At 35.7% G+C, this 25,940-nt stretch carries 28 protein-coding genes and 1 riboswitch; of the genes, 19 read left to right on the top strand and 9 right to left on the bottom strand.

Annotated elements, in window-relative coordinates; all coding sequences use genetic code 11:
* Positions 1 to 29: 29 nt before the first annotated feature.
* Positions 30 to 1,145, bottom strand: coding sequence for a CdaR family transcriptional regulator (locus CQ058_RS11230; protein ID WP_002011596.1), 1,116 nt, complete (start codon positions 1,143 to 1,145; stop codon positions 30 to 32).
* A 136-nt stretch (positions 1,146 to 1,281) separates the two neighbouring features.
* Between CQ058_RS11230 and CQ058_RS11225 the strand changes: the two genes are divergently transcribed.
* The 9 genes from CQ058_RS11225 (at position 1,282) to CQ058_RS11185 (ending at position 9,441) form a co-directional block, all read left to right on the top strand.
* A complete protein-coding gene (locus CQ058_RS11225; RefSeq protein ID WP_002011594.1) occupies positions 1,282 to 2,253 on the top strand; it encodes a YncE family protein in 972 nt (323 codons plus the stop codon).
* Positions 2,250 to 2,921: a response regulator transcription factor gene (locus tag CQ058_RS11220; RefSeq protein WP_002126137.1), complete on the top strand. Its 672-nt coding sequence runs from the start codon at positions 2,250 to 2,252 to the stop codon at positions 2,919 to 2,921. Before CQ058_RS11225 ends, CQ058_RS11220 begins: the two co-directional genes overlap by 4 nt.
* Before the next feature lie 3 nt (positions 2,922 to 2,924).
* Positions 2,925 to 4,325 (top strand): sensor histidine kinase, encoded by a 1,401-nt coding sequence (locus CQ058_RS11215; protein ID WP_002011591.1) that lies wholly within the window; start codon positions 2,925 to 2,927, stop codon positions 4,323 to 4,325.
* Between the two features lie 229 nt (positions 4,326 to 4,554).
* Complete coding sequence (locus tag CQ058_RS11210; protein WP_201053587.1) at positions 4,555 to 5,244, top strand: FadR/GntR family transcriptional regulator; 690 nt, start codon at positions 4,555 to 4,557, stop codon at positions 5,242 to 5,244.
* A gap of 168 nt (positions 5,245 to 5,412) precedes the next feature.
* Positions 5,413 to 6,132, top strand: coding sequence for a (Fe-S)-binding protein (locus CQ058_RS11205; protein WP_002188863.1), 720 nt, complete (start codon positions 5,413 to 5,415; stop codon positions 6,130 to 6,132).
* 16 nt (positions 6,133 to 6,148) lie between these two features.
* A complete protein-coding gene (locus CQ058_RS11200; protein ID WP_002011586.1) occupies positions 6,149 to 7,570 on the top strand; it encodes a LutB/LldF family L-lactate oxidation iron-sulfur protein in 1,422 nt (473 codons plus the stop codon).
* Positions 7,570 to 8,280 carry a LutC/YkgG family protein gene (locus CQ058_RS11195; RefSeq protein WP_002188864.1) on the top strand — a complete coding sequence of 237 codons (711 nt, stop codon included), beginning with the start codon at positions 7,570 to 7,572 and terminating at the stop codon, positions 8,278 to 8,280. The genes CQ058_RS11200 and CQ058_RS11195 overlap by 1 nt, the downstream gene beginning before the upstream one ends.
* 112 nt (positions 8,281 to 8,392) lie before the next feature.
* Positions 8,393 to 9,115 carry a prepilin peptidase gene (locus CQ058_RS11190; RefSeq protein ID WP_002086842.1) on the top strand — a complete coding sequence of 241 codons (723 nt, stop codon included), beginning with the start codon at positions 8,393 to 8,395 and terminating at the stop codon, positions 9,113 to 9,115.
* Between the two features lie 14 nt (positions 9,116 to 9,129).
* Complete coding sequence (locus tag CQ058_RS11185) at positions 9,130 to 9,441, top strand: cyclic-phosphate processing receiver domain-containing protein (RefSeq protein WP_002064363.1); 312 nt, start codon at positions 9,130 to 9,132, stop codon at positions 9,439 to 9,441.
* A gap of 27 nt (positions 9,442 to 9,468) precedes the next feature.
* On the opposite strand, the gene CQ058_RS11180 is transcribed toward CQ058_RS11185, so the two are convergent.
* The 7 genes from CQ058_RS11180 to phaQ all read right to left on the bottom strand — a co-directional run bounded on the left by CQ058_RS11180 (position 9,469) and on the right by phaQ (position 14,941).
* Positions 9,469 to 10,320, bottom strand: coding sequence for a formate/nitrite transporter family protein (locus CQ058_RS11180; protein ID WP_002011581.1), 852 nt, complete (start codon positions 10,318 to 10,320; stop codon positions 9,469 to 9,471).
* 209 nt (positions 10,321 to 10,529) lie between these two features.
* Positions 10,530 to 11,324 (bottom strand): TerC family protein, encoded by a 795-nt coding sequence (locus CQ058_RS11175; RefSeq protein ID WP_002011580.1) that lies wholly within the window; start codon positions 11,322 to 11,324, stop codon positions 10,530 to 10,532.
* A gap of 79 nt (positions 11,325 to 11,403) precedes the next feature.
* Positions 11,404 to 11,576, bottom strand: a riboswitch (yybP-ykoY riboswitch).
* 38 nt (positions 11,577 to 11,614) lie between these two features.
* Positions 11,615 to 12,934: a TrkH family potassium uptake protein gene (locus tag CQ058_RS11170; protein WP_002188867.1), complete on the bottom strand. Its 1,320-nt coding sequence runs from the start codon at positions 12,932 to 12,934 to the stop codon at positions 11,615 to 11,617.
* A gap of 113 nt (positions 12,935 to 13,047) precedes the next feature.
* Positions 13,048 to 13,233: an alpha/beta-type small acid-soluble spore protein gene (locus CQ058_RS11165; RefSeq protein ID WP_000241212.1), complete on the bottom strand. Its 186-nt coding sequence runs from the start codon at positions 13,231 to 13,233 to the stop codon at positions 13,048 to 13,050.
* A gap of 142 nt (positions 13,234 to 13,375) precedes the next feature.
* Positions 13,376 to 13,819 (bottom strand): MaoC family dehydratase, encoded by a 444-nt coding sequence (locus CQ058_RS11160; RefSeq protein WP_001067911.1) that lies wholly within the window; start codon positions 13,817 to 13,819, stop codon positions 13,376 to 13,378.
* Between the two features lie 101 nt (positions 13,820 to 13,920).
* Positions 13,921 to 14,445, bottom strand: a complete 525-nt coding sequence (phaP, locus tag CQ058_RS11155) for a polyhydroxyalkanoic acid inclusion protein PhaP (RefSeq protein WP_002011575.1) — start codon at positions 14,443 to 14,445, stop codon at positions 13,921 to 13,923.
* Positions 14,446 to 14,488: 43 nt separating this feature from the next.
* Entirely contained in the window at positions 14,489 to 14,941 is a 453-nt protein-coding gene (gene phaQ, locus CQ058_RS11150) for a poly-beta-hydroxybutyrate-responsive repressor (RefSeq protein WP_000903018.1), read from the bottom strand.
* Positions 14,942 to 15,139: 198 nt separating this feature from the next.
* On the opposite strand from phaQ, the gene phaR reads away from it, so the two are divergent.
* The 5 genes from phaR (at position 15,140) to CQ058_RS11125 (ending at position 20,349) form a co-directional block, all read left to right on the top strand.
* Positions 15,140 to 15,622 carry a polyhydroxyalkanoic acid synthase subunit PhaR gene (gene phaR, locus CQ058_RS11145; protein ID WP_000566956.1) on the top strand — a complete coding sequence of 161 codons (483 nt, stop codon included), beginning with the start codon at positions 15,140 to 15,142 and terminating at the stop codon, positions 15,620 to 15,622.
* A 152-nt stretch (positions 15,623 to 15,774) separates the two neighbouring features.
* On the top strand, positions 15,775 to 16,518 hold the full coding sequence (locus CQ058_RS11140) for an acetoacetyl-CoA reductase (RefSeq protein ID WP_002030515.1): 744 nt from the start codon (positions 15,775 to 15,777) through the stop codon (positions 16,516 to 16,518).
* Between the two features lie 83 nt (positions 16,519 to 16,601).
* Positions 16,602 to 17,687 (top strand): class III poly(R)-hydroxyalkanoic acid synthase subunit PhaC, encoded by a 1,086-nt coding sequence (gene phaC / locus CQ058_RS11135; protein ID WP_000206840.1) that lies wholly within the window; start codon positions 16,602 to 16,604, stop codon positions 17,685 to 17,687.
* A gap of 95 nt (positions 17,688 to 17,782) precedes the next feature.
* Positions 17,783 to 18,976: an NAD(P)/FAD-dependent oxidoreductase gene (locus CQ058_RS11130; RefSeq protein ID WP_002188868.1), complete on the top strand. Its 1,194-nt coding sequence runs from the start codon at positions 17,783 to 17,785 to the stop codon at positions 18,974 to 18,976.
* A gap of 23 nt (positions 18,977 to 18,999) precedes the next feature.
* Entirely contained in the window at positions 19,000 to 20,349 is a 1,350-nt protein-coding gene (locus CQ058_RS11125; RefSeq protein WP_002188869.1) for a TrkH family potassium uptake protein, read from the top strand.
* Positions 20,350 to 20,387: 38 nt separating this feature from the next.
* On the opposite strand, the gene CQ058_RS11120 is transcribed toward CQ058_RS11125, so the two are convergent.
* A complete protein-coding gene (locus CQ058_RS11120; protein WP_002188870.1) occupies positions 20,388 to 20,771 on the bottom strand; it encodes a DUF3905 domain-containing protein in 384 nt (127 codons plus the stop codon).
* Positions 20,772 to 20,868: 97 nt separating this feature from the next.
* Here CQ058_RS11120 and CQ058_RS31805 point away from each other — a divergent pair, with 97 nt between their 5' ends.
* The 5 genes from CQ058_RS31805 (at position 20,869) to phnX (ending at position 25,924) form a co-directional block, all read left to right on the top strand.
* Positions 20,869 to 21,024 (top strand): hypothetical protein, encoded by a 156-nt coding sequence (locus CQ058_RS31805; protein WP_002188871.1) that lies wholly within the window; start codon positions 20,869 to 20,871, stop codon positions 21,022 to 21,024.
* Positions 21,025 to 21,252: 228 nt separating this feature from the next.
* Complete coding sequence (locus tag CQ058_RS11105; RefSeq protein ID WP_002030507.1) at positions 21,253 to 22,329, top strand: putative 2-aminoethylphosphonate ABC transporter substrate-binding protein; 1,077 nt, start codon at positions 21,253 to 21,255, stop codon at positions 22,327 to 22,329.
* Positions 22,330 to 22,348: 19 nt separating this feature from the next.
* Positions 22,349 to 23,350 (top strand): putative 2-aminoethylphosphonate ABC transporter ATP-binding protein, encoded by a 1,002-nt coding sequence (locus tag CQ058_RS11100; RefSeq protein WP_002188872.1) that lies wholly within the window; start codon positions 22,349 to 22,351, stop codon positions 23,348 to 23,350.
* Positions 23,351 to 25,108 carry a putative 2-aminoethylphosphonate ABC transporter permease subunit gene (locus tag CQ058_RS11095; protein WP_002188873.1) on the top strand — a complete coding sequence of 586 codons (1,758 nt, stop codon included), beginning with the start codon at positions 23,351 to 23,353 and terminating at the stop codon, positions 25,106 to 25,108.
* 21 nt (positions 25,109 to 25,129) lie between these two features.
* Positions 25,130 to 25,924 (top strand): phosphonoacetaldehyde hydrolase, encoded by a 795-nt coding sequence (gene phnX / locus CQ058_RS11090; protein ID WP_002186358.1) that lies wholly within the window; start codon positions 25,130 to 25,132, stop codon positions 25,922 to 25,924.
* Positions 25,925 to 25,940 lie beyond the last annotated feature (16 nt).

The following is a 25,940-nucleotide window of genomic DNA, read 5'->3' as shown; positions in this document are numbered from 1 at the left end:
GATTCTTTCTATGTGCAATCACCTAAAGATTAATCTGTTTTATCGTTATTTTTTGTATGATTATCTAATAAGAGGAGTGCGAAGTATAAAATATTTAAATCTTTGAATTGTTTCGGGTCAAGTCCTGTATGTTCTTCAATCTTTTTTAGCCTGTAATGCAATGTGTTAATGTGTATATGTAATTGCTCAGCTGTCTGCTTATAAGATTGGTTATAATCGATAAATAAACGTAAAGTGTGCATAAGCTCAGGAGATGATACTAAGTTTTCAATGGTACGCTCTAGAAACTGTTCTCGAGTTTCAGTAGAAATATCTTGTAAGCACATTTCTAAACGTAAATCTTCATTAAATACAATTTTTTTCGTTTCAAGTGATACTGAAAGGGCGCGTAATGCTTGTTCGTACGATAAATTCATATTGCTTGGCGTAACTGTTTGTCCAATCCCGATATATAAAGTAATAGAAAATAAAGTTTCACAGTCTTGTTTTAACCGTTTTAAAAATTGAAAGGTTTGCTCTTTGGATTGGATTGTTGTAAACAAAATAAACCGATCATTTCCCCAGCGAACAAATAAATTTTCTTTTGCTAAAATGTTGCGCATATGTTGCCAAATTTTACGCTGGAGCATCGTATTATCTTGGGCGATTGATAATAAAATAAGTTGTTTCTTCTTATATAAATCAATGCCAAGCGTTTTTGCACGATCGAGAAAACTTGGAGACCAGTCTGTATTTTGAAGCCAATCAAAGACAAATGCTTCATAAGACCGGTGCTCAAGTTCTAGTTGTTCTAAAAAGTAGTTTTCATGAATTAATAATTCGGTCATCTTACGTAATATTTCTCCGTATTGTGAAATATTTTCAGGTTCTCCTGTAATTCCAATCACGCCGATTACTTCGTCATGGAATAGTAAAGGAAGGTTCATCCCAGCTTTTACACCTTGCAGTCGTCGTTCATCATCTTTTGTAATAATGACAGTTTTCTTTTGTTTCGCGCAGCGGAGTGCACCTTCATGAAATTGACCGATTCTTTCCGCATCTGTACTTGCGATAATAACGCCTTGTATATTAATAATAATAATGTTTTCAGTAATTAATCTGCGTACTTCACGTACAATTTTATTCGCTAAATCAGGAAAAAGCATAATTTACACACCTCAAATTCTATTTGTTGTACATTATATATGTAAGTTTATTAATAAAGGAAGATTTCACATTTTCCACACATTTATTTGTTATTTTACAATTATAATGAAATCATCCGAAGATGGAGGGAATCTTTTGAGAAAGTATGTTTTTCTTCTCTGTTTTTTATTTCTATTAGTAGGGTGTCAAGGAAGTTCATATACACCGATTGCTAAAGATAAAAGTGTTATTATAACAACGAATATAAAGGAAGGTAGTATTAGTTTTATTGATAAAAAAACAAAGAAGCTATTAACAACATGGGAATTAAATGAGCCGATTGCGGGGGTTACGCTACTTCCAAATGGCGAGGAAATACTTGTTTATGGTAAGCAATTAGAATATATGTATGTATATTCACTAGCAGAAGGAAGACAAGTGGACAAATATAAGATTGGAAAAGGAATTGCTAATGTTATCGCATCAGATGATGGAACACAATTATTTGCTGCCGATCAAAATGAACAAAAGGTAAGGTTCTTTACGATAAAAGGAAAAGAGACAGGGAGTGTTTCAACAGGAAAAGGGCCGATAACGATGGTAGAGCATCATAACCAGTTATCTGTACTCAACTTTTATGATACGAAACTAACGACCATTGATACAAAGAAAAAAGAAGTGATACAGTCCTTTATGATTCCACCAGCATCAACAGGAGCAACGGTTAGCGCTGATGGGAAAGAAATATGGATTGGTGGACATGGTGATGGAAGTCAAGTGAATGAGAAAGTATTAGTGTATTCTTTACAGAGCGGAGAGATGATGCGTTCTTTACATGCTCCGTTTATGCCTGTGAATATAACAAAGGATGATAAGTATGTATATGCGCTAAGTCACGGTTCAAATACGCTTAGAAAGTTTGATGCAAGTACGTATCAAGAGGTAGGATTTGCAGAAGTAGGATCTAATCCATTTGCATTTTTGAAAAGCGGTGCAGAAGGATATGTAGCTAGTTATGATAGCGATGAAGTATGCGTAATGGATATGAAGAATATGAAAATAAAACAAACAATTAAAGTCGGAAAAGGACCGTTTCAACTCATAGAGAGAGAAGGGGAAGGACAATGAGTAAATATAACGTGCTAGTCGTAGATGACGAAAGTGATATGAGGCAACTTGTCGGAATGTACTTAGATAACTTCGGATACGAGTGGGGAGAAGCTGAAAATGGAAAAGAGGCACTTCGAAAATTAGAGACGGATCATTACGATTTCGTTGTACTAGATATTATGATGCCTGAGATGGATGGGCTTTCAGTTTGTAAAGAGATTCGAAAAACGTCGGATGTACCTATTATATTTTTAACAGCAAAAGGTGAAGAGTGGAATAGGGTGAACGGCTTACGTATGGGAGCAGATGATTATATTGTAAAGCCATTTAGTCCTGGGGAACTAATTGCTCGTATGGAAGCTGTTTTAAGACGATATACAAAGCAAGAACAGCAAGAAGAGATTCAATTTGGACCGATTCTTATTAATGAAAAAAGTAGGAGGGTCGAGACGAATGGTGAGACGATTCCTCTTACGGTAAAAGAGTTCGATTTACTATATTTTCTTTGCCAACATAATGGACAAGTATTTAGCCGGGAACAATTGCTTGAAAAGGTGTGGGGATATGATTATGCAGGAAGTACAAGAACGGTAGATACGCATGTGAAAACGATGCGTCTAAAGCTAGGAGAAAGTGGAAACTACATTCAAACCGTTTGGGGTGTAGGTTATAAATTTGAGGTGTAACGTATGTTTACGATGGTACAAAAGCTTTGGCTTACAGTAGTATGTGCAGTATGTGTAACAGTTTCCTTTCTTTATTTTGTATCTTTATACTCATATGAAAAGTTATACGTTGATAATTTAAAAGATTCATTAGTAATGGAAGGGAAACGTCTTGCCACGCAATATGATAAACGTGAAGGAGTATCCACTTTTGAAGAGAAAGTAAGGGCATATGATCAAATATCTAGTTCAGATGTCCTTTTCGTATACAATCCGCGTGATTTAAGCGCATGTTTGCCTTTTGATGTTCACCATCATTCTCTTATAAGTGAAGGGGATAGACAGGCGCTATTAGATGGGAAAACTGTGACAAAGATAGGGTATGAAGAACATTTTGATCGTAATATTATGGGTGTTGTCATCCCTGTTTTAGATAATAAAAAATTAGTTGGTATTGTATACTCTTATATTCCTTTAAAAAGTATAAAAGACTTAATATTTGATATGGGTCTTATTTTAGCGCCGTTAGCACTTGCAATGATTTTAATTACAATATGGATTGGTAGAAAAATTATTATCGCCATTACGAGACCGCTTTCGCAAATGGAACGAGTTGCAAATCATTTGGCTACTGGAGATTTTTCAGAGCGGATTACAATTTCTTCAGAAGATGAAATTGGACGATTGGGAAAAGCCTTTAATAAAATGGCAAATTCCTTAGAAACAGAAGATGTAAAGCGTAAGGAATTTTTAGCTAATGTTTCGCATGAACTTAGAACACCGCTTAGTTATATTAAAGGATATAGTGAAGCTATTTTAGACGGTGTAGCGAAGGGGCCGCAGCAGGAAAAAGTAACGCAACTTATTCATAAAGAGGCAGGTCGCATGCAGCGCCTCGTTCATGATTTATTAGATCTAGCGCAGCTAGAAGGTGAACACTTTCCCTTAAAGAAACAACCTATCGTTTTTTCACAGCTTATTGAAGATGTACTAAATACGTACGAGTTACAGTTTGTAGAAAAAAACCTTCGTATTTCAACGAATTTAAATCCTGAAATTATCGTAATGATTGATGAGGATCGTATGCAACAAGTACTTCATAATGTATTAGATAATGCGATACGTTATACAAATCAAAACGGGGATATCATAATAACATTAAAGCAAATCGATGATTATTGTGAATTGCACATAAAAGATACAGGAATAGGTATTGATAGAGAGCATTTAGAAAATCTGGGGGAACGCTTTTACCGAGTAGATAAAGCGAGAAGTCGTCAACACGGTGGAACAGGTTTAGGTCTTGCAATTGTAAGGCAAATTGTTCATATACATGACGGTGAGTGGAGAATAGAAAGTGAAAAAGGTAAGGGCACGACAGTTAGTATTAAATTAAAAGCACAAGATGAGGAGAGCATATTCTAACTTTTGGAATATGCTCTTCATATTGAAGGTAAATAGTTACGCGTAAATGTATTAATTAATATCAAACAAATATCAAAAATTTGACTATTTTATGAACAAAACATTTGTACTTCTTACTAATTCGTTCTAAAATAGTTATGGATGCTAAGTTCTTATAAAACGTTACAATTGTTGTTTGGAAGATACTGAGGTGATTTAACTGGAGTACAAATCTATTAAACCGAAAAAAATTTACGAAGAAGTATCTGAAGCTATTTTAACAATGATTAAAAATGGTACGTTAAAACCTGGTGACAAACTACTTCCTGTTCATCAATTAGCTGAGCAGTTTCAAGTTGGCAGATCTGCTGTTCGTGAAGCGCTAAGTGCGCTAAGAGCAATGGGCTTAATTGAAATGAAACAAGGAGAAGGTACATATGTAAGGAATTTCGATCCTTCTTCATTAACAAAATCACTAAATAACAAGTTATTAATGAAGAAAGAGGATATTTTGAATTTATTAGAAGTACGGAAGGTGCTCGAAGTGGGGGCAGTTCGAGCGGCAGCGGCAAAACGTACGGAAGCTAATTTGCAAAATATGAAGCAGTGGTTAGATGAAATGGCAAAGAGCATTGGAGATGAGAAGGCTGGCGAAAAAGCAGACTTTCATTTTCATATGGGAATTGCAGAATCTTCGCATAATAACATCTTGCTTGAGCTCATGAATCATGTTTCAGAGATGATTGCTGAAACGATTGGTGAATCAAGACGCATTATTTTATATGGTGAACAAACAACATCAGAACGACTTTTAGAAGAGCATCAATCTATATATGATGCGGTGTTAAAGCAAGATGTGGAATTAGCGCAGCAAGCGATGCTAGATCATTTAACAAATGTAGAACATATTGTCACAGGTAAAAGCGATATAAATTCGTAATTTAATCTTTTAAAAATCTAATTTTCTGATAAAATAGAGAGAGATTAAGTAAGCGTTTTCTTTAGAAGAGGGAGAGGATAGGCCATGGTTGAGCCTACTTCTTCTAATCTTAGTCATCTGATGACCATATGATTTTTGGCGGAGTTGTAATGAGGGGGAATTATAGTTATGAAAGTTACTTTATTTGTTACTTGTTTAGTCGATATGTTTGAAACAAACGTCGGTAAAGCAACAGTTGAAGTATTGGAGCGTTTAGGTTGTGAAATTGAATTTCCAGAAGCACAAGTTTGTTGTGGTCAGCCTGCTTATAATAGCGGCCATGTAGAAGCAGCAAAAGAAGCGATGAAACATATGATTGAAACTTTCGAAGATGCAGAATATATCGTTACGCCATCTGGATCTTGTGCGACAATGTTTCATGAGTATCCGCATGTTTTTAAAGATGATCCGAAGTGGGCTAAACGTGCACAAAAGGTTGCTGATAAAACATATGAATTTACACAATTTATTGTAGATGTTTTAAAAGTTACAGATGTTGGTGCAAGTTTACCAGGGATAGCTACTATTCATAAATCTTGTCATATGACACGCCTGCTTGGAGTAAAAGAGGCACCAGGAATTTTATTATCAAGCGTAAAAGGATTAATTGTGAGAGAACTGCCGAACGTGCAAAATTGTTGTGGGTTTGGGGGAACGTTTTCAGTTAAGATGACTCCAATTTCTGAGCAAATGGTAGATGAAAAAGTAGAGAGTGTAATGGAAACAGGTGCTGATTATTTAATCGGTGCAGATTGTGGGTGTTTGTTAAACATTGGCGGACGTATTGAGCGTTTAGGAAAAGAAGTAAAAGTAATGCATATTGCTGAGGTCTTGAATAGTCGCTCATGAAGGGGGAACATAAGCTATGTCTATGAAAATCAGTGAGAAAAAATTTAATGATCGCGTTGGCGATGGAATTCAAGATTCGTTTATGCGCGGAGCGGTATCTTCTGCACAAACGCGTTTATATACAAATCGATTAAAAGCAGCTGACGAGTTGGGAAACTGGGAAGAGTGGCGTGAACTAGGTGAACAAATTCGTCAACATACGTTAGAAAATCTTGATTATTATTTAATGCAGTTAAGTGAAAATGTATCAAAAAGAGGCGGTCACGTTTACTTTGCGAAAACGAAAGAGGATGCAGCAAAGTATATTCAAGACGTTGCAAAAAAGAAACAAGCGAAGAAAGTTGTAAAATCAAAATCAATGGTAACTGAAGAAATTAGTATGAATCATGCCCTTGAAGAGATTGGTTGTGAAGTGTTAGAGAGTGACTTAGGAGAGTATATCTTGCAAGTAGATAACGATCCACCATCACATATTATTGCGCCTGCACTTCATAAAAACAGAACGCAAATTCGTGATGTATTTAAAGAAAAACTTGGATATGAAAATTCTGATGATCCATACGAAATGACAAAGTTTGTTCGTAAACAACTTCGTGAGAAATTTATGGATGCAGAAATTGGTGTGACAGGTTGTAACTTCGCTGTTGCAAATACTGGCTCTCTTTGTTTAGTGACGAACGAAGGTAATGCCGATCTTGTCATGTCGATTCCGAAAACACAAATTGCAGTAATGGGTATGGAACGTATGGTTCCGACAATGGAAGAATTAGATGTTTTAGTTGGTTTACTATGTCGTAGTGCGGTAGGTCAAAAATTAACAAGTTACGTAACAGTAGCAGGACCAATTCAAGAGGAAGAGGTAGATGGACCAGAAGAGTTTCATTTAGTCGTTGTTGATAATGGCCGCTCTCAAATTCTTGGATCGGAATTCCGTTCAATATTGCAATGTATTCGTTGTGCGGCTTGTGTTAACGTATGTCCCGTATATCGTCACGTTGGTGGACATTCGTATGGATCTATTTATTCAGGACCAATCGGTGCGGTATTAACACCACTTTTAGGTGGGTATGACGATTACAAAGAGCTTCCTTATGCATCTAGTTTATGCGGAGCATGTACAGAAGCTTGTCCAGTAAAAATTCCATTACATGATTTATTATTAAAACATCGTCAAGTCATCGTTGAGCAAGAAGGTCGTGCCCCACTTGCAGAAAAATTAGCAATGAAAATGTTTAGTATGGGTGCTTCTTCAGCAGCTTTATATAAAATGGGATCGAAAATGGCACCGGCAGCAATGAGTCCATTTACATCTGGTAACCGTGTATCAAAAGGTGTTGGACCACTTAAAAACTGGACGGATATTCGTGAATTCCCAGCTCCAAGTAAAGAACGATTCCGTGATTGGTATAAAGATCATAAGAAAGGCGGGGACAAATAATGACAGGATTAATTCAAAACCGTGAGTCCTTTCTAGATAATATCGCAAAAGAACTTGGGCGCGCGCGTAAAACAGAAGGCGTAAAACGTCCAGCATGGAAAAGTAATGTGAATGTCGAAACGTTAAAAGATTATTCACAAGAAGAATTGTTAGAAGTATTTAAAAAGCAATGTACAAACATTCATACAACTGTTGTGGAAACGACAAACGACCGCTTACGTGAAGATATTCAAAAAGTAATCGTTGAAAACGGCGGAGGACCTATTATATTATCAGCAGATGAACGTTTTGATTCCTATGGATTGACTTCTTTATTTAAAGAAGAGCTTCCAAAGCAAAATGTTGAGGTAAATGTATGGGATCCTGAGAAAAAAGAAGAGAATATGCGTATAGCGGAAAAAGCGAATATCGGTATTGCATTTAGTGATTATACTTTAGCTGAATCTGGTACGATTGTTGTACAAAGTCATAAAGGACAAGGGCGTTCTTTACACTTTTTACCGACTGTATACTTTGCTATTATTCCACGTGAAACACTTGTACCGCGTATTACACAAGCAGTTCAACATATGAACTCTCGTGTGGAAAAAGGTGAAGCAGTCGCATCTTGTATTAACTTTATTACAGGACCAAGTAACTCTGCGGATATTGAAATGAATCTTGTTGTCGGAGTACACGGGCCGTTAAAAGCAGTATATTTCATCGTATAAAATAGGGGAAAGCAGGCCGGAAAACGGCCTGCTTTTTTAATAGAATAAAGATAATATGAAGTAGAAGTTCTCTCCTTTTTTTGTTATGTTCTTTTGGAAAGGAGAGGAAGGGATGTTCACTTATTTATATGCATTGTTAATAGGTATGGTGTTTGGTTCTTTTTTTATGGTGATTGCGATGAGAGTTCCAGTAGGGGAATCTATTATTACACCGCGTTCGTACTGTCATTACTGCAAGTATACGTTACAGCCGAAAGAACTTATTCCAATCATTTCATTTTGTATACAAAAAGGGCGTTGTACGAATTGTAAGAGCAAAATCTCAAGTTTGTACATAGTATTTGAATTTGTTACAGGCAGTTTATTTTTTCTTACTGTATATGTAATTGGAATGGAAAGAGAGCTCATCATCATTTTATCGCTTTTTTCGTTACTTCTAATTATTTCAGTTACAGATTTAGTATATATGCTAATACCTAATCGTATTTTAATTTGGTTTGCGCTTTTGCTTATTTTAGAATGTATTTTTGTACCGTTAGTTACTTGGATAGATAGTTTAGCTGGTAGTGGAACTATATTCATTTTGTTATATTGCATGCAAAAGATTTATCCAGATGGTCTTGGCGGAGGTGATGTGAAATTACTTTCGTTACTCGGATGTATAGTCGGAGTGAAAGGGGTTTTTATAACTTTATTTTTAGCATCTTGCTTTAGTCTTTGTTTTTTCGGGATAGGTATAGCGCTAAAACGTATAAACATAAGAACTCCAATTCCGTTCGGACCTTTTATTAGCCTTGGAGCAATATGTTATGTGTTGGTCACATATGCAAAATAGAGAGGAGATAGAAAATGAATGTATATATGGATGATCAAAGAAGTTGCCCATACGGATATGTTTTGGCAACTACAGTAGAATCTGCCTTGCAAATTGTTAGGGATAATGAGGTGAATATTATTTCCCTCGATTATAATATGGGATGGCGACAAAAAAGTGGGTTAGATTTCGTAGAAGCTTTCTGCAACGAAGGTTTATATGTTAATGAAATTCACCTTCATACAAATGATGTCATCGGTATGCATCAGATGAAAAAGAGCATAGAGAGAGGGAAGGAAAACGGGGAAATTAATCCTTATATTGCCTTGAAATATGTAGGGAGCTAAAAACTCCAAAGTAAAACTTTGGAGTTTTTAATGTTTCATATGTGCTTGTAAAGGAATAATTTCCTCCGTTTGAGCTCCAACTAATTGAGTTTTCTCTTGTTCAACAACAGGTGCTTTCTTTGTTAAGTAATGATATACCATACCGACAAATACGGATCCGCCAATAATGTTACCGATTGTAACTGGAATTAAGTTATGAATAGCACCCGCAAAAGAAATTGTCTCAGGATGTGGTGATACTAAAGATAAAGCAAACAGTGATAAGTTTGCAATGCTATGCTCATAACCAGATAAAAAGAAAGTGAAAACGAGCATCATCATCATTAATATTTTTGCTGTGTCACCTTTCACTTGAGAAGGTAAGAAGCAGGCAAGACATACGAGCCAGTTACATAAAATTGCTTTAAAGAATAATTGCATTGTAGGTGTATTCATCTTTCCTTCAACAACTTTATTCATTAAATGACTGTGATCAATTGCTTCGAAAATTCCAGTTGCGTAAAATAGTAAGGCAAAGAATAAAGCGCCAGCTAAGTTACCTGCATAACAAGCAACCCAGTTGCGAAGTGTATCAGAAATCGTTGTTTCTTTTCTTAAAGTTGCCACTGTGAAGTACATCGTATTGCCCGTAAATAATTCAGCGCCGCCATATATAATAAGTACGAGAGCAATTCCGAAAAACATGGAGGAAGCTAAATATGTTGCTGGTGAATCTGCAATATGAAAAAAGTTACCTAATTTAAAACATAGTACAATAATAAAACCGATATAAATGCCCGCAAGTGCAGCACGAATGAAATATTGCATTGGATTTATATCTAGCATTTGTTTTTTGCTCTTAGCCAGTTTTACAACGTAATCTAATCCTTGTTCTAGCATGAGTAATACGCTCCTTTAATACATCGTCTATAAATACTCCTTATATGAATAAGGTACATGGATTTGTTCATAGTTTCAATAAGTTTGTGCAATATTTCACAAAAAGGACATACATCTAGAAGGGAAGCGTTTACAAAAGGTAGTATAATGGAATTTTTTCTGAAAATAGAGAGGGGAATTGAAACGAGAAAAAAGAAAAAGCGCTGTAATTACAGCGCTTTTTCGTCTAAATTCTTTTCTACTTTTACTTCTACTTCTTTCGAGAAGAACCAACCGCAAACTGCGATTCCAACTAATACAATCCAGAATGTAAGCTTCCACGGAGTGGATTCTGGGAATGAATGTGGAAGGACATTTAAAGCAGGGTGTGCTAGCGTATAAACTGTTAATTTCACACCAACCCAACCTACAATTAAAAATGCTGCAGTTTCAAGTCCTGGTTTACGTTTTAATATTTGTACGAAAGCAGTTGCTGCAAATCGCATTATAACTAATCCGATAAGTCCACCTGTAAAGATAACGATAAATTGACCTGTATCAAGACTACCAATCGTACCTAATCCTGTTTTCGGTAAAGTCACTGCTAATGCAACAGCAGCTAAAATTGAATCAACTGCGAAGGCGATATCAGCAACTTCGACTTTAAATACAGTCCACCAAAAGTTCTCTTGTTTTTTCTTTGCTTCTTTTTCTTCTGTTTCTTCATGTGTATTCTTTTTAACATACGTTTTAAATAAGTGATTCCCCGCGATAAACATAAGATAAATCGCACCAATTGCTTGCACTTGCCATACATCTACTAGGAACGAAATCATAAATAGTGATCCGAAGCGGAAAACGAACGCTCCTGCTAATCCATAAAATAGTGCTTTCTTTCGTTTTTCTTCTGGTAAATGTTTTACCATAATTGCGAGAACGAGAGCGTTATCAGCCGCTAAAATCCCCTCTAGTGCAATTAGGATGAGTAATACCCAACCATACTCCAATAATAATGATACATCCATGTACATTCTCCTCTCATTTCTATAAAGACTAAACAAGTGAAGAAGTTCCCCACTGTTTAGTTTCCCCATACTCCTGCGTATCAACGGTGGAAGGAATTTGAAAACAAAAAAGACCTCTGCCGTTGATAGGCAAAGGTCTTGCTAGACATATGTAATGAAAATGCCAACAAAGCCGGAAGAACTAAGTTCTACGTAATGACGACTTTGTTTCCAAGAAATAGTTCTTGGACGCTACTCCCCTTTGGAGATATGCTATTGTACTCTCATTATATGGATAATTTATACGGTTGTCAACCTGTTAAAATATCTTCGTTGGGATATTTTATTTTTCTTTGTTTTTTACGTGCAAATGAAAAGGCTAATGTTAAAGGCCCCATCTTTCCAAAAAACATCATAAAGATAATAATTGTTTTGCCGATGATTGTTAAGTGTGGCGTCAAATTCATGCTAAGGCCGACAGTTCCAAATGCTGAAAATACTTCAAAAGCACTCATTAATAAAGGAACCTTCTCAGTGATGCTTAAAATTAAAATGGAAAGAAAAATAAAAGAAATTGAAATAATAGTAATCGTTAATGATTTGACAATGAGCGTATCTTTAATGGATTTTTTAAACACGACAATATCATCTTGTTCTTGCAAAAATTTAAATACGCCGAAAAACATAATCAAAAAAGTCGTTAACTTAATCCCACCACCAGTTGAAGCACTGCCAGCACCAATAAACATAAGAAGCATCATTAATAAAAGTGAAGGTTTTGATAATGCAGAGATATCAACAGTATTAAACCCGGCAGTACGTGTTGAAACCGCTTGAAAATAAGCAGCCATACCTTCTTCAAATGGTGTAAAACCTCTCATGGAAATTGAATTATGGAACTCAAATATAAAGATAAAAGCTGTAGCAATAATATTGACGATTAGAGTAGAAGAGAGCATAAGCTTTGAGTGCAAAGTAAGGTTTTTAAAGTTTTTCTTTCTTTTTATATCTACGATAACCGTAAAACCAATCCCACCTAAAATGATGAGGGAAGAAATAACGAGATTGACGAGAATGCTATGGGAGTGCGACATTAAATTATCGCTCCACACAGAAAACCCAGCATTATTAAAGGCTGAGATAGAATGAAAAAAGCTGTAATATATACCTTTGGAAATCCCATATTTTGGTACCCATTCAAAAGAGAGAAGTAAAGTAGCGATACATTCTACAGTAAAAGAAAATAAAAATAATGCTTTTGCAAGACGAATGATTCCGCCGACATTTGTTTGGTTTAATGCTTGTTGTAATAAAATCCGGTTTTGAAGGCCGATTTTTCTGCCGAGCATAATTGCGATTAAAACAGCAAAGCTCATAATGCCAAGCCCACCAACTTGTATAAGTGTTAAAATGACACATTGGCCAAATAAGGTAAATACTTTACCAGTGTCCACAACACCAAGCCCTGTAACTGTACAAGCAGAAACCGTTGTAAATAAGGCATCGAGCCATGAAATGGACGTTGTTGTAGCAATTGGCAATTTCAATAGGCATGTACCGATAATTGATAGCATAATAAAAGATACAGTAAGAACACGGGGAGGACTCATGCTAATGTTAATCCGTTTCATTTCACATATCGTTCCTTTCGATTTGCTCTTACTAGTATGTGAAGAAGCACTATTATGTATGTTAAAAAAGAAAGAGGCAGAGAATATCTGCCTCTAAGCCATAGGTTATATAGTTATCCGCGTAATTGTTGTTGAGCTAAAGCAACAAGACGTTTCGTTACTTCACCGCCAACTGATCCGTTAGAACGAGATGCTGTATTAGATCCTAAGCTTACACCGAATTCTTGTGCGATTTCATATTTGAATTGTTCAAGTGCTTGCTCTGCACCCGGAACTAGTAATTTGTTTGTTTTCACCATGTTGATACACATCCTTAAAGAGTAATCCAGTTTAGCTAAGTGCTATCTGGTAATGTTATTTTATGTGTAAACGACGTACTCATACACGGAAGTAAACGGTGTGATTAGAAGTTCTTGGATAGAAAAAAGAGTAGCAAATTTGCTACTCTTTTTTCAGTATTGTCGCTGTACCTTCTACGACAATATCATCAGATTGATTATATATGTTTGTTTGCAATGTGATAATTTTTTTATCGTCCCGTTTTTTAATAACTTCTGCCACAACGCGAAGTGTATCACCGATTTTGACAGGAGCACGGAATGAAACGTTTTGTGATAAATAAATCGTATTTTTGCCAGGAAGTTTCGTTCCAAGAATGGTAGAAATAAAACTTGAAACGAGCATGCCATGGGCAATACGTTCTTTGAACATTGTTGTTTTTGCAAAAGAGTCTAGAATGTGAATAGGATTTACATCTCCAGTCAATTTTGCAAAATTGATAACGTCCTCATCCGTAATTTTTTTTGTAAGTGATGCTTGATCACCGACTTGAATCTCATCGTAACGAAGCTCCGGAACAGTTTGTGCTTCTTGAAATGGATTCATTTTGTCCTCCTTCTTTTCCATATCGAAAAATGTAAGCCATCTTGATGTAGTAGGAGGAAGAAAGAGTTTTGTTTGTGCTGCAGTTAGTTGCCACATTTTTCTTACTTGATGGAAGTAAATAGATTTTTTGAGTTTTCCTCGAACTGCTTTGCGAGTTCTAGTTGTTTGGACTTGAACTCTCCCAAAAAAACTTCTAACTGTTTTTGAACCTCTTCACGTTGCGACTGTTGTTGTTCGATAAAGTGTTTTGTTGTTTCTTCAAATTGGCCGCTAGTTTGAGTAAGAATAGACAAAGATGTTTTCGTAGGCGAAACAGTAAGTTGGTGCATTTGATTAGAAAGCTCATTCCACTTTTCTTGCCACTCGTTAATTTGATCATTTAAGGAGTTTCCAGTTAATTGCTTCACATAGTCTGTATATTGGTTATTGAACTGAGCAGTGAATTGGTGTAGTTCTTTTTCTAGTTCATCTACTCCTGATGTTAATTTATGCAAAGCGTCTTGTTGTTGTTTTAACGTTTCTAAAGTAAGTTGCTCTAATTGTTTCCCAGCTGAAGAGAAGAGGGAAAGAGATTGAGACCAGTTTTTCCAAAATGCATCGACTAATTCGTATGGCTTAGTTTCCATTGTTTGACCTCCAAATGTTTTTTTTGCATATTGTGAACGCAGATTACTCTGCTGTACCACCAGGTGAAGATGAAGAATCCTTTTCATCCTTTTCTGGAGAAGTAGAAAATGGAAAGAATGCATTGGTGTATAACGTGAAAAACGTCCGCAACATATTTTGATAATGTTCAAAAGAAGTCGCACATGTTGTTAAATATTGCTCTCCATATTCTGTTAAAGAATAAATTCGTTTCGCTGGCCCGCCTTCGCTTGTATCCCAAGTAGAAGAAATAAGATTTTCTTTTTCTAATTTGCGTAGTGTCCTATACACATTACCTTGGTCAACAGAAGAAAAGCCGATGTCCATTAGCATTTGAATAAGTTTGTAACCATGAAGACTCCAGTCTTTTAGACAGAGAAGTAAGAAAGGAACTAAGAAGTTTTTTGGCATGGAGTTTGGTTGTTTCGCTTGGTTTTTTTCCAAACTTTCTGGGTGTTCTGGTTCATTATGTAGCATGATTGTACATCACCTCATGAATCAGTTAGATGGAATTTTTTGCTTATAAGTGCAATTTACACCTATCTGTTTTTAATGTCAATACATTTGTTAGAAAATAAAGAAAAATAAAATATATACTTGAAGTTTTATTCGGAATATTAGAAAATAGTGAATAGGTTGAATTGTTTCAAAAACGAAAAAGGGAGTGTAGTCGAAGTGATTGATCAAAAATTCGATCCATTGCAAGCATGGAAAAATGCTTATGAACAAACCGAAACATTTTGGGGAAAAGCGCTCAATGAAACAATTAAAACAGAAGAATATTCTGCTTGGATGGGCAGCGTTCTAGATTTGAATTTGTTTTATCAAAAAGCATTAAATGATACGACAAAAAATTATTTAGAACAGGTGAATGTGCCGACGAGAGAGGATATCGCTAGAGTAGCTACGCTTGTTATTAACTTAGAAAATAAAGTTGATAACATCGAGGAAATTCTAGAAGAGAAAGTGGATTCATTAGGACAAGCTCCTACATTAAAGCGTGATGTTACGAAAGTAAAACAAGATATGCGCACGTTAGAAACGAAAGTTGATCAAATTTTAGAATTGCTAGAAAAGCAAAATGCAGTACTAGCTAAACTACAAGTACCTGTAAAAGAAGAAGTAAAGCCTGTAAATAAGCCAGAAAATAAAAAGTGATAATGGCGTTTGTTTATAACGTGTAAAAGAGAGAGGGAGAATCTCTTTTCATGTATAAACAACGAAACATAATTAATATATGGACTCAATTAGTATGAGTACCAAAATGATTCATAACAATCGTTCACAAATTCATTTAAGGGGGAAAAGAAATGGTTCAATTAAATGGCAAAGTAGCAATCGTAACAGGTGGGGCAAAAGGAATTGGAAAAGCAATCACAGTAGCATTAGCACAAGAGGGAGCAAAAGTAGTTATTAACTATAACAGCAGTAAAGAAGCAGCTGAAAACTTAGTAAATGAATTAGGAAAAGAAGGACATGACGTTTATGCAGTTCAAGCGGATGTTTCTAAAGTAGAAGATGCAAACAGACTTGTAGAAGAAGCTGTGAATCATTTTGGTCAAGTTGATATTCTTGTTAATAATGCTGGTATTACAAGAGATCGTACATTCAAGAAGTTAAATCGTGAAGATTGGGAGCGCGTAATTGACGTGAACTTAAGCAGTGTATTTAATACGACAAGCGCGGTACTTCCATACATATCGGAAGCAGAAGAAGGAAGAATCATTAGTATTTCTTCTATTATTGGCCAAGCTGGTGGATTTGGACAAACAAACTACTCAGCAGCAAAAGCAGGTATGCTAGGATTTACAAAATCATTAGCGTTAGAACTTGCAAGAACAAATGTAACTGTAAACGCAATTTGCCCAGGATTTATTGATACTGAAATGGTAGCAGAAGTACCAGAAGAAGTGCGTCAAAAAATCGTTGCGAAAATCCCGAAAAAACGTTTTGGTCAAGCCGATGAAATTGCAAAAGGTGTAGTATATCTATGCCGTGACGGTGCGTATATCACAGGTCAGCAATTAAACATTAACGGCGGATTATACATGTAATGAAGTAAGAAAAAAGTGCATATCCATAGCAGGAATGCACTTCTTTTTTTAGAAAGAAATTGACCAAAAAGGAGATAGGAAAAATGACTACATTCGTAACGGAATGGGAAAAGCAATTGGAGTTGTACCCAGAAGAATATCGTAAAGCATATCGCCGTGTGAAAAGAGCGAGCGAAGTTTTATTACGCGAACCAGAACCACAAGTTGGTTTAACACCGAAAGAGGTTATTTGGACGAAGAATAAAACGAAGCTGTATCGTTACATTCCAAAACAAGAAAAAACACAGAGAGTTCCAATCTTATTAATATACGCTCTTATTAATAAACCGTATATTATGGATTTAACTCCAGGAAATAGTTTAGTGGAATACTTAGTAGATCGTGGTTTTGATGTGTATATGCTTGATTGGGGCACATTCGGTTTAGAAGATAGTCATTTGAAGTTTGATGATTTCGTGTTCGATTATATTGCAAAAGCAGTGAAAAAAGTAATGAGAACTGCAAAATCGGACGAGATTTCTTTACTTGGTTATTGCATGGGTGGAACGTTAACATCTATTTATGCAGCGCTTCATCCGGACATGCCAATTCGTAACTTGATTTTTATGACAAGTCCTTTTGATTTCTCTGAAACAGGATTATACGGTCCTTTATTAGATGAGAAATATTTCAATTTAGATAAAGCGGTTGATACATTCGGAAATATTCCGCCAGAAATGATTGATTTCGGAAATAAGATGTTAAAACCAATTACAAACTTTGTCGGTCCATATGTTGCTTTAGTCGATCGTTCAGAAAATGAGCGCTTCGTCGAAAGTTGGAAATTAGTTCAAAAGTGGGTAGGCGATGGTATTCCGTTCCCGGGTGAATCGTATAGACAATGGATTCGTGATTTTTATCAAAATAATAAATTAGTGAAGGGTGAACTCGTTATTCGCGGACAAAAGGTAGACCTTGCAAATATTAAGGCGAATGTCTTAAATATTTCTGCGAAGCGTGATCATATCGCTCTGCCATGTCAAGTAGAAGCTTTACTTGATCATATTTCTAGCACAGATAAACAATATGTATGTTTACCGACAGGACATATGTCTATTGTGTATGGTGGAACGGCTGTAAAGCAAACATATCCGACGGTTGGAAATTGGCTTGAAGAGCGTTCTAATTAAAGAGAAGAAATCCAACTAGCGTATGTTAGTTGGATTTTTTTATGGAAAATGACGAAACATAGAAAGGAGAAAATTACATGGTAGGAGTATAATATATGAAGCTTATGACTGGTAAGTTGTTTTGGAGTGCTGGAGTTTCTGTGCCTTGTTATCCAACGTTAGAAAATGATATGATATGTGATGTACTAGTAATTGGAAGTGGAGAAGCAGGTGCTCATATAGCGTATTCGTTAGCTAAAATTGGAATGCGTGTTATGCTCATTGAAAAAAGAGCAATTGCATGTGGTAGCACAGCTGCAAATACAGGATTATTACAATTTGTTCATGATAAATCGTTAACCTCTCTTATTCATACATTTGGTGAAGAGAAAGGGGTACGAGCATATAGACTTTGTTATGAAGCGCTGCAAACAATGGAGAAGGTTGTGCCAACTCTCGATATTGATCCCCATTTTATTCCGCGAAATAGTTTGTATTATGCAAGTAGAGATGAGGATGTTTCATTTTTACAAGAAGAATATAATACGTTACGCCATTATGGATTTCCGGTTGAATATTTTACAGAGTCTGATATTAAGAAACGTTATTCATTTGCAAAACAAGCAGCGTTATATACAAGCGGTGATGCAGAAGTGAATCCGTATTTATTAGCGCATAGTCTTTTGCATAAAGCGAAACAAATGGGCGCTACTATATACGAACATACAGAGGCATTACATATTAAACAAATCCAAAATGATTTAATTTGTTACACGAATACAGGAAATAAAATAGTAGCAAAGAATATTATTATGGCGACAGGTTATGAAGCAATTTTTGGAAAGAAAGAAAAAAATACAACAGTAGAAACGTCTTATGCCGTTGTGACAAATAAGATAGATTATTTTGAAGGCTGGCATGAGCAATCGTTAATTTGGGAAACAGCACGTCCGTATTTGTATAGTCGAACGTATCAAAACCGCATTGTTATAGGCGGATTAGATGAGGCGCTGAAAATTCAAAAAATCGGCGATACGAAATTATTGCATAAGCGTGATCTTCTTATTAACATTGTAAAAGAAATGTTCCCGCAGTATAAAAATATACGGGCAGAATACTATTGGGCAGCAGCATTTGGTGGCAGTCATGACGGTCTTCCTATTTTAAAAGAAGATAAAAAAATACATAATTTATATTACGCACTGCCGTATGGGGGAAATGGAACTGTATACGGAATGGTATTTGCGAAACTATTTCAGCAGTTATTTACAAATGAAGAAAGTGATGATTTTTCTTTATTTAATCGATAGAAAAAAGGTAGCGAAGTGATGGAATGAGAAATATAAAAAAGTTTTTACAAAAGTTACGTCCCGTACAACTTATCGTTGTATTTTATTTACTAGCAGTAGTCGTATCGGTAATTTTGCTTAGTTTACCATTTGTTACGAAGCCTGAAGTGAAATGGACATTTATCGATGCACTATTTACATCTGTTAGTGCGGTAAGTGTTACGGGACTGTCTGTTGTTACGATTTCAGATACGTTTACAACGGCAGGAATTATTGTTTTAGCCCTTATTTTACAATTAGGCGGATTAGGAATTATGGCGCTTGGTACATTCGTCTGGATTATAACGGGGAAAAAGATTGGTTTGCAAAGAAGAAGATTAATTATGGCAGACCATAACCAAGGGAATTTATCGGGCCTTGTAGAATTGATGCGTTCTATTTTAATTGTAATTATTTCGATAGAACTCATTGGAGCAATACTGTTAGGTACAAGGTTCTTACTATATTTCCCGACTTGGCAAGAAGCATATTTTCACGGTTTCTTTGCCGCTGTGAGCGCAACAACGAACGGAGGATTTGATTTAACAGGACAATCACTTATTCCGTACAAAAAAGATTATATTGTTCAAATGATTCATATGTTGCTTATTATTTTAGGAGCTATCGGTTTCCCAGTGTTAATGGAAGTAAAACAATTCCTTAGTAAAAAGCGACAACAACTATTTCGCTTTTCGTTATTTACAAAATTGACGACAACGACATTTTTTGTACTCGTTATTGTTGGAACAATTATGATTTTTCTATTAGAACGAAATCATTTTTTAGTAGGAAAGTCATGGCATGAAACTGTATTTTATACATTATTCCAATCTGTGACGACGCGAAGTGGAGGACTCGCTACAATGGACATACGTGAATTATCACAACCAACGCTTTTATTTATGAGTATATTAATGTTCATTGGGGCATCTCCAAGTTCAGTTGGGGGCGGAATACGTACAACAACATTTGCAGTTAGTATATTATCGTTATATACATTTGCAAGAGGCGGGAGAACAGTCCGAGTTTTCAAACGTCAGCTACATGAAGAGGACGTGTTGAAAGCATCTGTCGTTATGACGATGGGGATTTTATTATGTGCCTCAGCGCTATTCATTTTATCTATTACGGAAAATGTACCGCTTATGAGCTTAATCGTTGAAGTTTGTTCTGCTTTCGGAACGACGGGACTATCAACAGGTGTTACTCCTGATTTAACAACTGTTGGTAAACTTGTACTCATTGTACTTATGTTTATCGGACGCGTCGGTATTTTAACATTTATATTAGCTAGTGGCGGAAGAGAGCAACCGCCTCGCTATAAATATCCGAAAGAGAGAATTATTATTGGATAGTATGAAACCATTCTACCTATGTTAGGTAGAATGGTTTTTTAGTCGTTAATTCCAAATTGAGGATGCATAAAAGCATCATTTTTCTTATCAACTTCGTTTTTAAGTAGTTCTTGATTTTCTTCTGAAATCCATCCGATATCATTTGTAGGATGTATCCATTCTTCCCCAGCCATAATGGCAGGATCTACCTCATCACTCCAATTATTAAGAGGACTGTTAGTGGAATCGTATTTACTGTCTCCAATTACAACATCATATTGATTTATAAAAGGTTGTTGCATCTTTTTGCCTGTGCCTTTAAAAGAAGGAAAGTTCATTTGATGAGGGAGCGTCTCGTCTAAAATTGGCGATTGTATCGTTTCTTTTTCTTTCAAAGTAATCGCTCCTTTTTGTAATGGCTTGTTCGTATGTAGTATTTCCATCTATAAGCTCTTATGTACTTGTTAACACTTCCCAGTAATAATTACTGTAAGTTGTTTCAAACTAGAATAGAAAGTTATTTCGTGAGAGCAGGTGAGTATGTTGGTAAAAAGAAAAGTAAAACAAAATGCAGCAATTAATAATAATAAAACTCCGAAAGAAAGCTTACCAGATGCAGAATTTGCATTAGAGTATGAAGGAGAAAATAGTACGAAGTATGCAAATCGTAATTCAAAAAAAGGTAAACAAAAATGAGGCGTTTTTTACAAACGCCTCATTTTTTTGTGGGATTATAAAGGTTTTTTTAATTATTTGTAAATTTCACGTTTGATATTAGCAGAAAAATGCGAAAAAACATAGAAGTAGCAACGTATTACACAAAAACAAACAACAAACAAAAGATTAATGTTGGTTTAATACTGCTTTTACACTAGTTGTTTATATTAGAGTTGTACATAAGATTTGTAAAAGGAGAGAGAGACAGTGAAAAAAACAATCTTTAAAGCTGTAGCAACTGGAATGGTATTTTCGTTATTAATGGGGTGTGGTGCAAAGAAAGAAGAAAGTGCTGGAGCAAAAGTAAAAGATGATAAATTATCTGGATCATTAACTGTTTACACAGCGATTGAAGAAGAGCTTGTACCGATTTATCTTGATTCTTTTAAACAGAAGTACCCAGACGTGAAGTTGAACATTGTTCGTGATTCAACAGGAGTTATTACAGCGAAATTGCTAGCTGAAGGAAAAAATACACAAGCAGATGTTGTATGGGGAACTGCAGCGTCTAGTCTATTAGCTTTAGAGAAAAAAGATATGTTAAAAGGATACTCTCCAAAAGGAGCAGATCGTGTCCTTTCGCAATTTAAAGACGATAAAAAACCAGAAAAATGGGTAGGAAATACTGCATTTATGACGGGGATTGCTGTAAATAAAGAAGAATTGAAGAAGAAAAATTTACCGATGCCAGAATCATATGAAGATTTAACGAAACCAGAATATAAAGGAACGCTAGTTATGCCGCATCCGGCTTCTTCTGGAACAGGATTTTTAACAGTTTCTGCATGGCTACAAATTATGGGAGAAGATAAGGGCTGGGATTACATGAAGAAACTTCATGATAATATGGCAACTTATACTCATTCAGGTTCAAAACCAGCGAAATTAGCAGGTGCAGGTGAATATCCAGTTGGTGTATCAATGGTTTATAGTGCTTTGAAAGAGAAACAAAAAGGTGCACCAGTTGAAGTTGTACTGCCGAAAGAAGGATTAGGCTGGGAAGTAGAAGCGAACGCACTTATTAAAAAAGATAATGCTAAAAATGATAAATTAGCGCAAGCATTTTTAGATTGGGCAATTACAGATGATGTAATGAAGTTATACTTCGAGAAAAATGGATTTGCGACAATTAAAAATGATTATAAACTTCCAGATGGATTCCCTAAAGATGTGACAGAAAAGTTATATAAAAAGAATGACTTTAAATGGGCAGCAGAAAATCGTGACAAAATTTTAGAAAAATGGGAAAAAGAGTTTGGCCAAAAAGCAGAACCGAAAAAGTAAGTGAGTGGGAGAGAGAAAAATGAGCGAATATTTATCAATTCAACACATCCAAAAACAGTTTGATGCATTTACAGCGTTAAAGGATATTTCTTTTACTGTGAAAAAAAATGAGTTTGTTTGTTTATTAGGCCCAAGTGGTTGTGGGAAAACGACATTGCTCCGAATTTTAGCGGGGCTAGAAGAGGCAACAACAGGTAGTATTGCTGTGAATGGAAAAGATATTACAGCATTACCACCTGGAAAGAGGAACTTCGGAATGGTTTTTCAATCGTATTCATTATTTCCGAATTTAACTGCACTTGAAAACATTGAATACGGCTTAAAAACAAAAAAATATGGAAAAGCAGAAGTAAAAGAAAAAGCGCTATCGGCGTTAGAACTTGTGGATTTGCTGAATGTAAAAGATAAATATCCTGCTCAAATATCTGGTGGACAACAGCAGCGAGTAGCACTTGCACGTGCGCTCGCTCTGTCTCCCGATATTTTGTTACTTGATGAGCCGTTATCTGCTTTAGATGCAAAAGTGCGTGAAAAGTTGCGCAGAGAAATGCGTGATTTGCAAGAAAAAGTGGGAGTAACAACTATTATGGTAACGCATGATCAAGAAGAGGCATTAACGATGGCTGATAAAATTGTTGTAATGAATCATGCGGAAATTATGCAGATTGGAACACCAGAGGAGATTTATCAAAGACCAGCCAATCCGTTTGTGGCAGATTTTATTGGTTCTATTAATTTCTTTTCGAAAAATAACGAAGAACATGCGATTCGTCCTGAACATGTAACAGTTGTACAAAATAATGGTATTAAAACAGTTGTAGAAAGCATGGAATTTCGCGGTTCTGTATACCGGACGGAAGTGCGGGTCATAGAAGAGAAAACACACCTTTATAATGAGAAAATTGTAGTGGATATATTGGCATCAGAAGTAGAGGAAACTGCTATTAGAAAAGGAAAGCCAATTCAAATCTCTTTCTCAGAAAATCATATGTTGTCATATGGAAAGAAGGTCATTGTATAGATGGAGATGTTAGAAAACTTTAAGGCAGAAAGTACAAAAAAAAAGATTAAGAGACGTATCGGTAAAGAAGAGTGGATACAAAGACTATTAATTATTGGTATGCTTCTCGCGTTTTTTATCATGCTTGTATTGCCTTTATTACAACTGTTTACACAAGCCTTTTATGATAAAGATGGAGCTTTTGTTGGTGTTGCGAATTTCAGTAAATATTTCACAACACCAACGCTAGTTCAATCACTACAAAATACGATATGGATTTCGGGCGCTACAACAATTATTTCGGTTACACTCGCTTTCGCTTACGCATATGCGATCGCTCGTACAAATGTTTTTGGAAAGCGCGTATTTCAATACATAGCATTATTACCATTATTCGCACCAACGATGATGCACGGTATTGCGCTTACATATTTATTTGGTAATCAAGGGTTAATAACAAAAGGAATGTTTGGTTTATTTGAAGGAATACAAATACCGTTATACGGACCAGTAGGAATTGTAATGGCTGAAGTTATGTATACATTTCCGCAAGCATTCCTTATTTTATTAATTGCTCTCCAAGGTTCTGATTATCGTTTATATGAAGCTTCTAATATGTTGGGTGCAAGTAAAGTGAAACAGTTTTTTACGGTTACTTTACCTAGTGTGAAATACGGATTAATTAGTGCGATGTTCGTTGTATTTACACTTAGTTTCACTGATTTTGGGGCACCTAAAATTGTTGGAGGACAATATAACGTACTTGCTACTGACGTATATAAGCAAGTAATTGGACAGCAAAATATGTCCATGGGCGCAACTGTCGGAATGATTTTATTGATCCCAGCTATTTTCGCATTTGCAGTTGATCGTATTACGCAAAGAAAACAGGCGAATCTCTTATCTTCAAAAGCAGTACCTTACAGAATAATAAATAATAAGAAAAGAGATGTTATTTCATTCGTATATTGTAGCGTAGTCACGTTTATGATCATTCTTTTATTTGTGGCAGTTGGTATTGCTGCAAGTGTGAAAGTATGGCCATATAATATGAGTTTTACACTTGAGCATTTTAATTTTTCAAGTTTGACAGGAGACGGAATTGAAGCATTTAAAAATAGTGTAATTGTCTCAGCTATTACGGCAGTTATCGGGGCGATTTTAACATTTGTGTTCGCTTATGCGATTGAAAAAATAGAACAGCTACAGTTTTTCAGAAAAGTAGGCTACTTTTTCTCTATTGTACCGTTAGCGATTCCTGGATTAGTACTTGGATTAGGATATGTCTTTTTCTTTAGTCAACCAACAATTCAAATTCTAGGACTTTCAGTAACAAATCCGTTTCATTCCTTATATGGCACAATTGCTGTTTTAGTATTAGTAAATATCATTCATTTTTACTCTGTAACGTTTGTTACCGCAACGACTGCTTTAAAGAAACTAGACCGAGAGTTTGAACTTGTTTCACAGTCGATGAGCGTACCGTTTTATAAAACTTTCTTTCGAGTAACAGTACCGATGTGTTTACCAGCTATTTTAGAAATGGTTATGTACTATTTCGTAAATTCAATGGTGACTGTATCGGCAGTAGTGTTCTTATATGCGGCTGATTTTAAACTAGCTGCTGTATCAATTGTAAATATGGACGATGCAGGAAATGTAGCACCAGCAGCTGCAATGAGTGTACTTATTGTTGTTACAAATATTGTAGTGAGGGTTGTATATGAATGGGGAACGAAAGCACTTCGTAACCGAACGTCACAATGGCAAAAAAGATAAGTAAGAAGGGTGATGGATAGAATGAAAATTGAAGCAGTTATTTTTGATTGGGCAGGTACGACAGTTGATTACGGATGTTTTGCACCATTAGAAGTATTCATGAAGATTTTTCATAAACGCGGTGTTGAAATTACAGCAGAAGAAGCACGCAAACCAATGGGGTTATTGAAGATTGATCATGTTAGGGTATTAACGGAAATGCCCCGTATTTCGAATGAGTGGAAGCATGTCTTCGGACAATTACCAACAGAAGAAGATATTCATGAGATGTATGAAGAGTTTGAAGAAATTCTCTTTGCTATTTTACCGTACTATGCCACGCCAATTGATGGGGTAAAAGAAGTGGTTTCTTCACTACGTGAAAGAGGTATTAAAATTGGATCAACAACTGGTTATACGAGAGAAATGATGGACATTGTTGCAAAAGAAGCAGAAATACAAGGGTATAAACCTGATTTTCTTGTGACGCCAAATGATGTTCCAGCAGGTCGTCCATATCCGTGGATGTGTTATAAAAATGCGATGGAACTCTGTGTATACCCAATGAATCATATGATAAAAGTTGGAGACACCGTGTCAGATATGAAAGAGGGCAGAAATGCTGGAATGTGGACAGTTGGTGTAATCCTCGGTAGTAGTGAGCTCGGTTTAACGGAAGAGGAAGTTGAGAATATGGATCCGTTAGATCTTCGTGAAAAAATAGAAGTAGTTCGTAATCGTTTCGTTGAAAATGGGGCTCATTTTACAATTGAAACGATGCAGGAGCTCGAAAACGTAATTGAACATATCGAGAAACAAGAACTTATTATTTCATAAAGGGGGGCACACGATC

The sequence above is a fragment of the Bacillus sp. MYb56 genome (assembly GCF_002976445.1).
In the GTDB taxonomy this organism is placed as follows: domain Bacteria; phylum Bacillota; class Bacilli; order Bacillales; family Bacillaceae_G; genus Bacillus_A; species Bacillus_A mycoides.
Note: the sequence above shows the minus strand (reverse complement) of the source record. Positions and strands in the feature narration are given on the sequence as shown.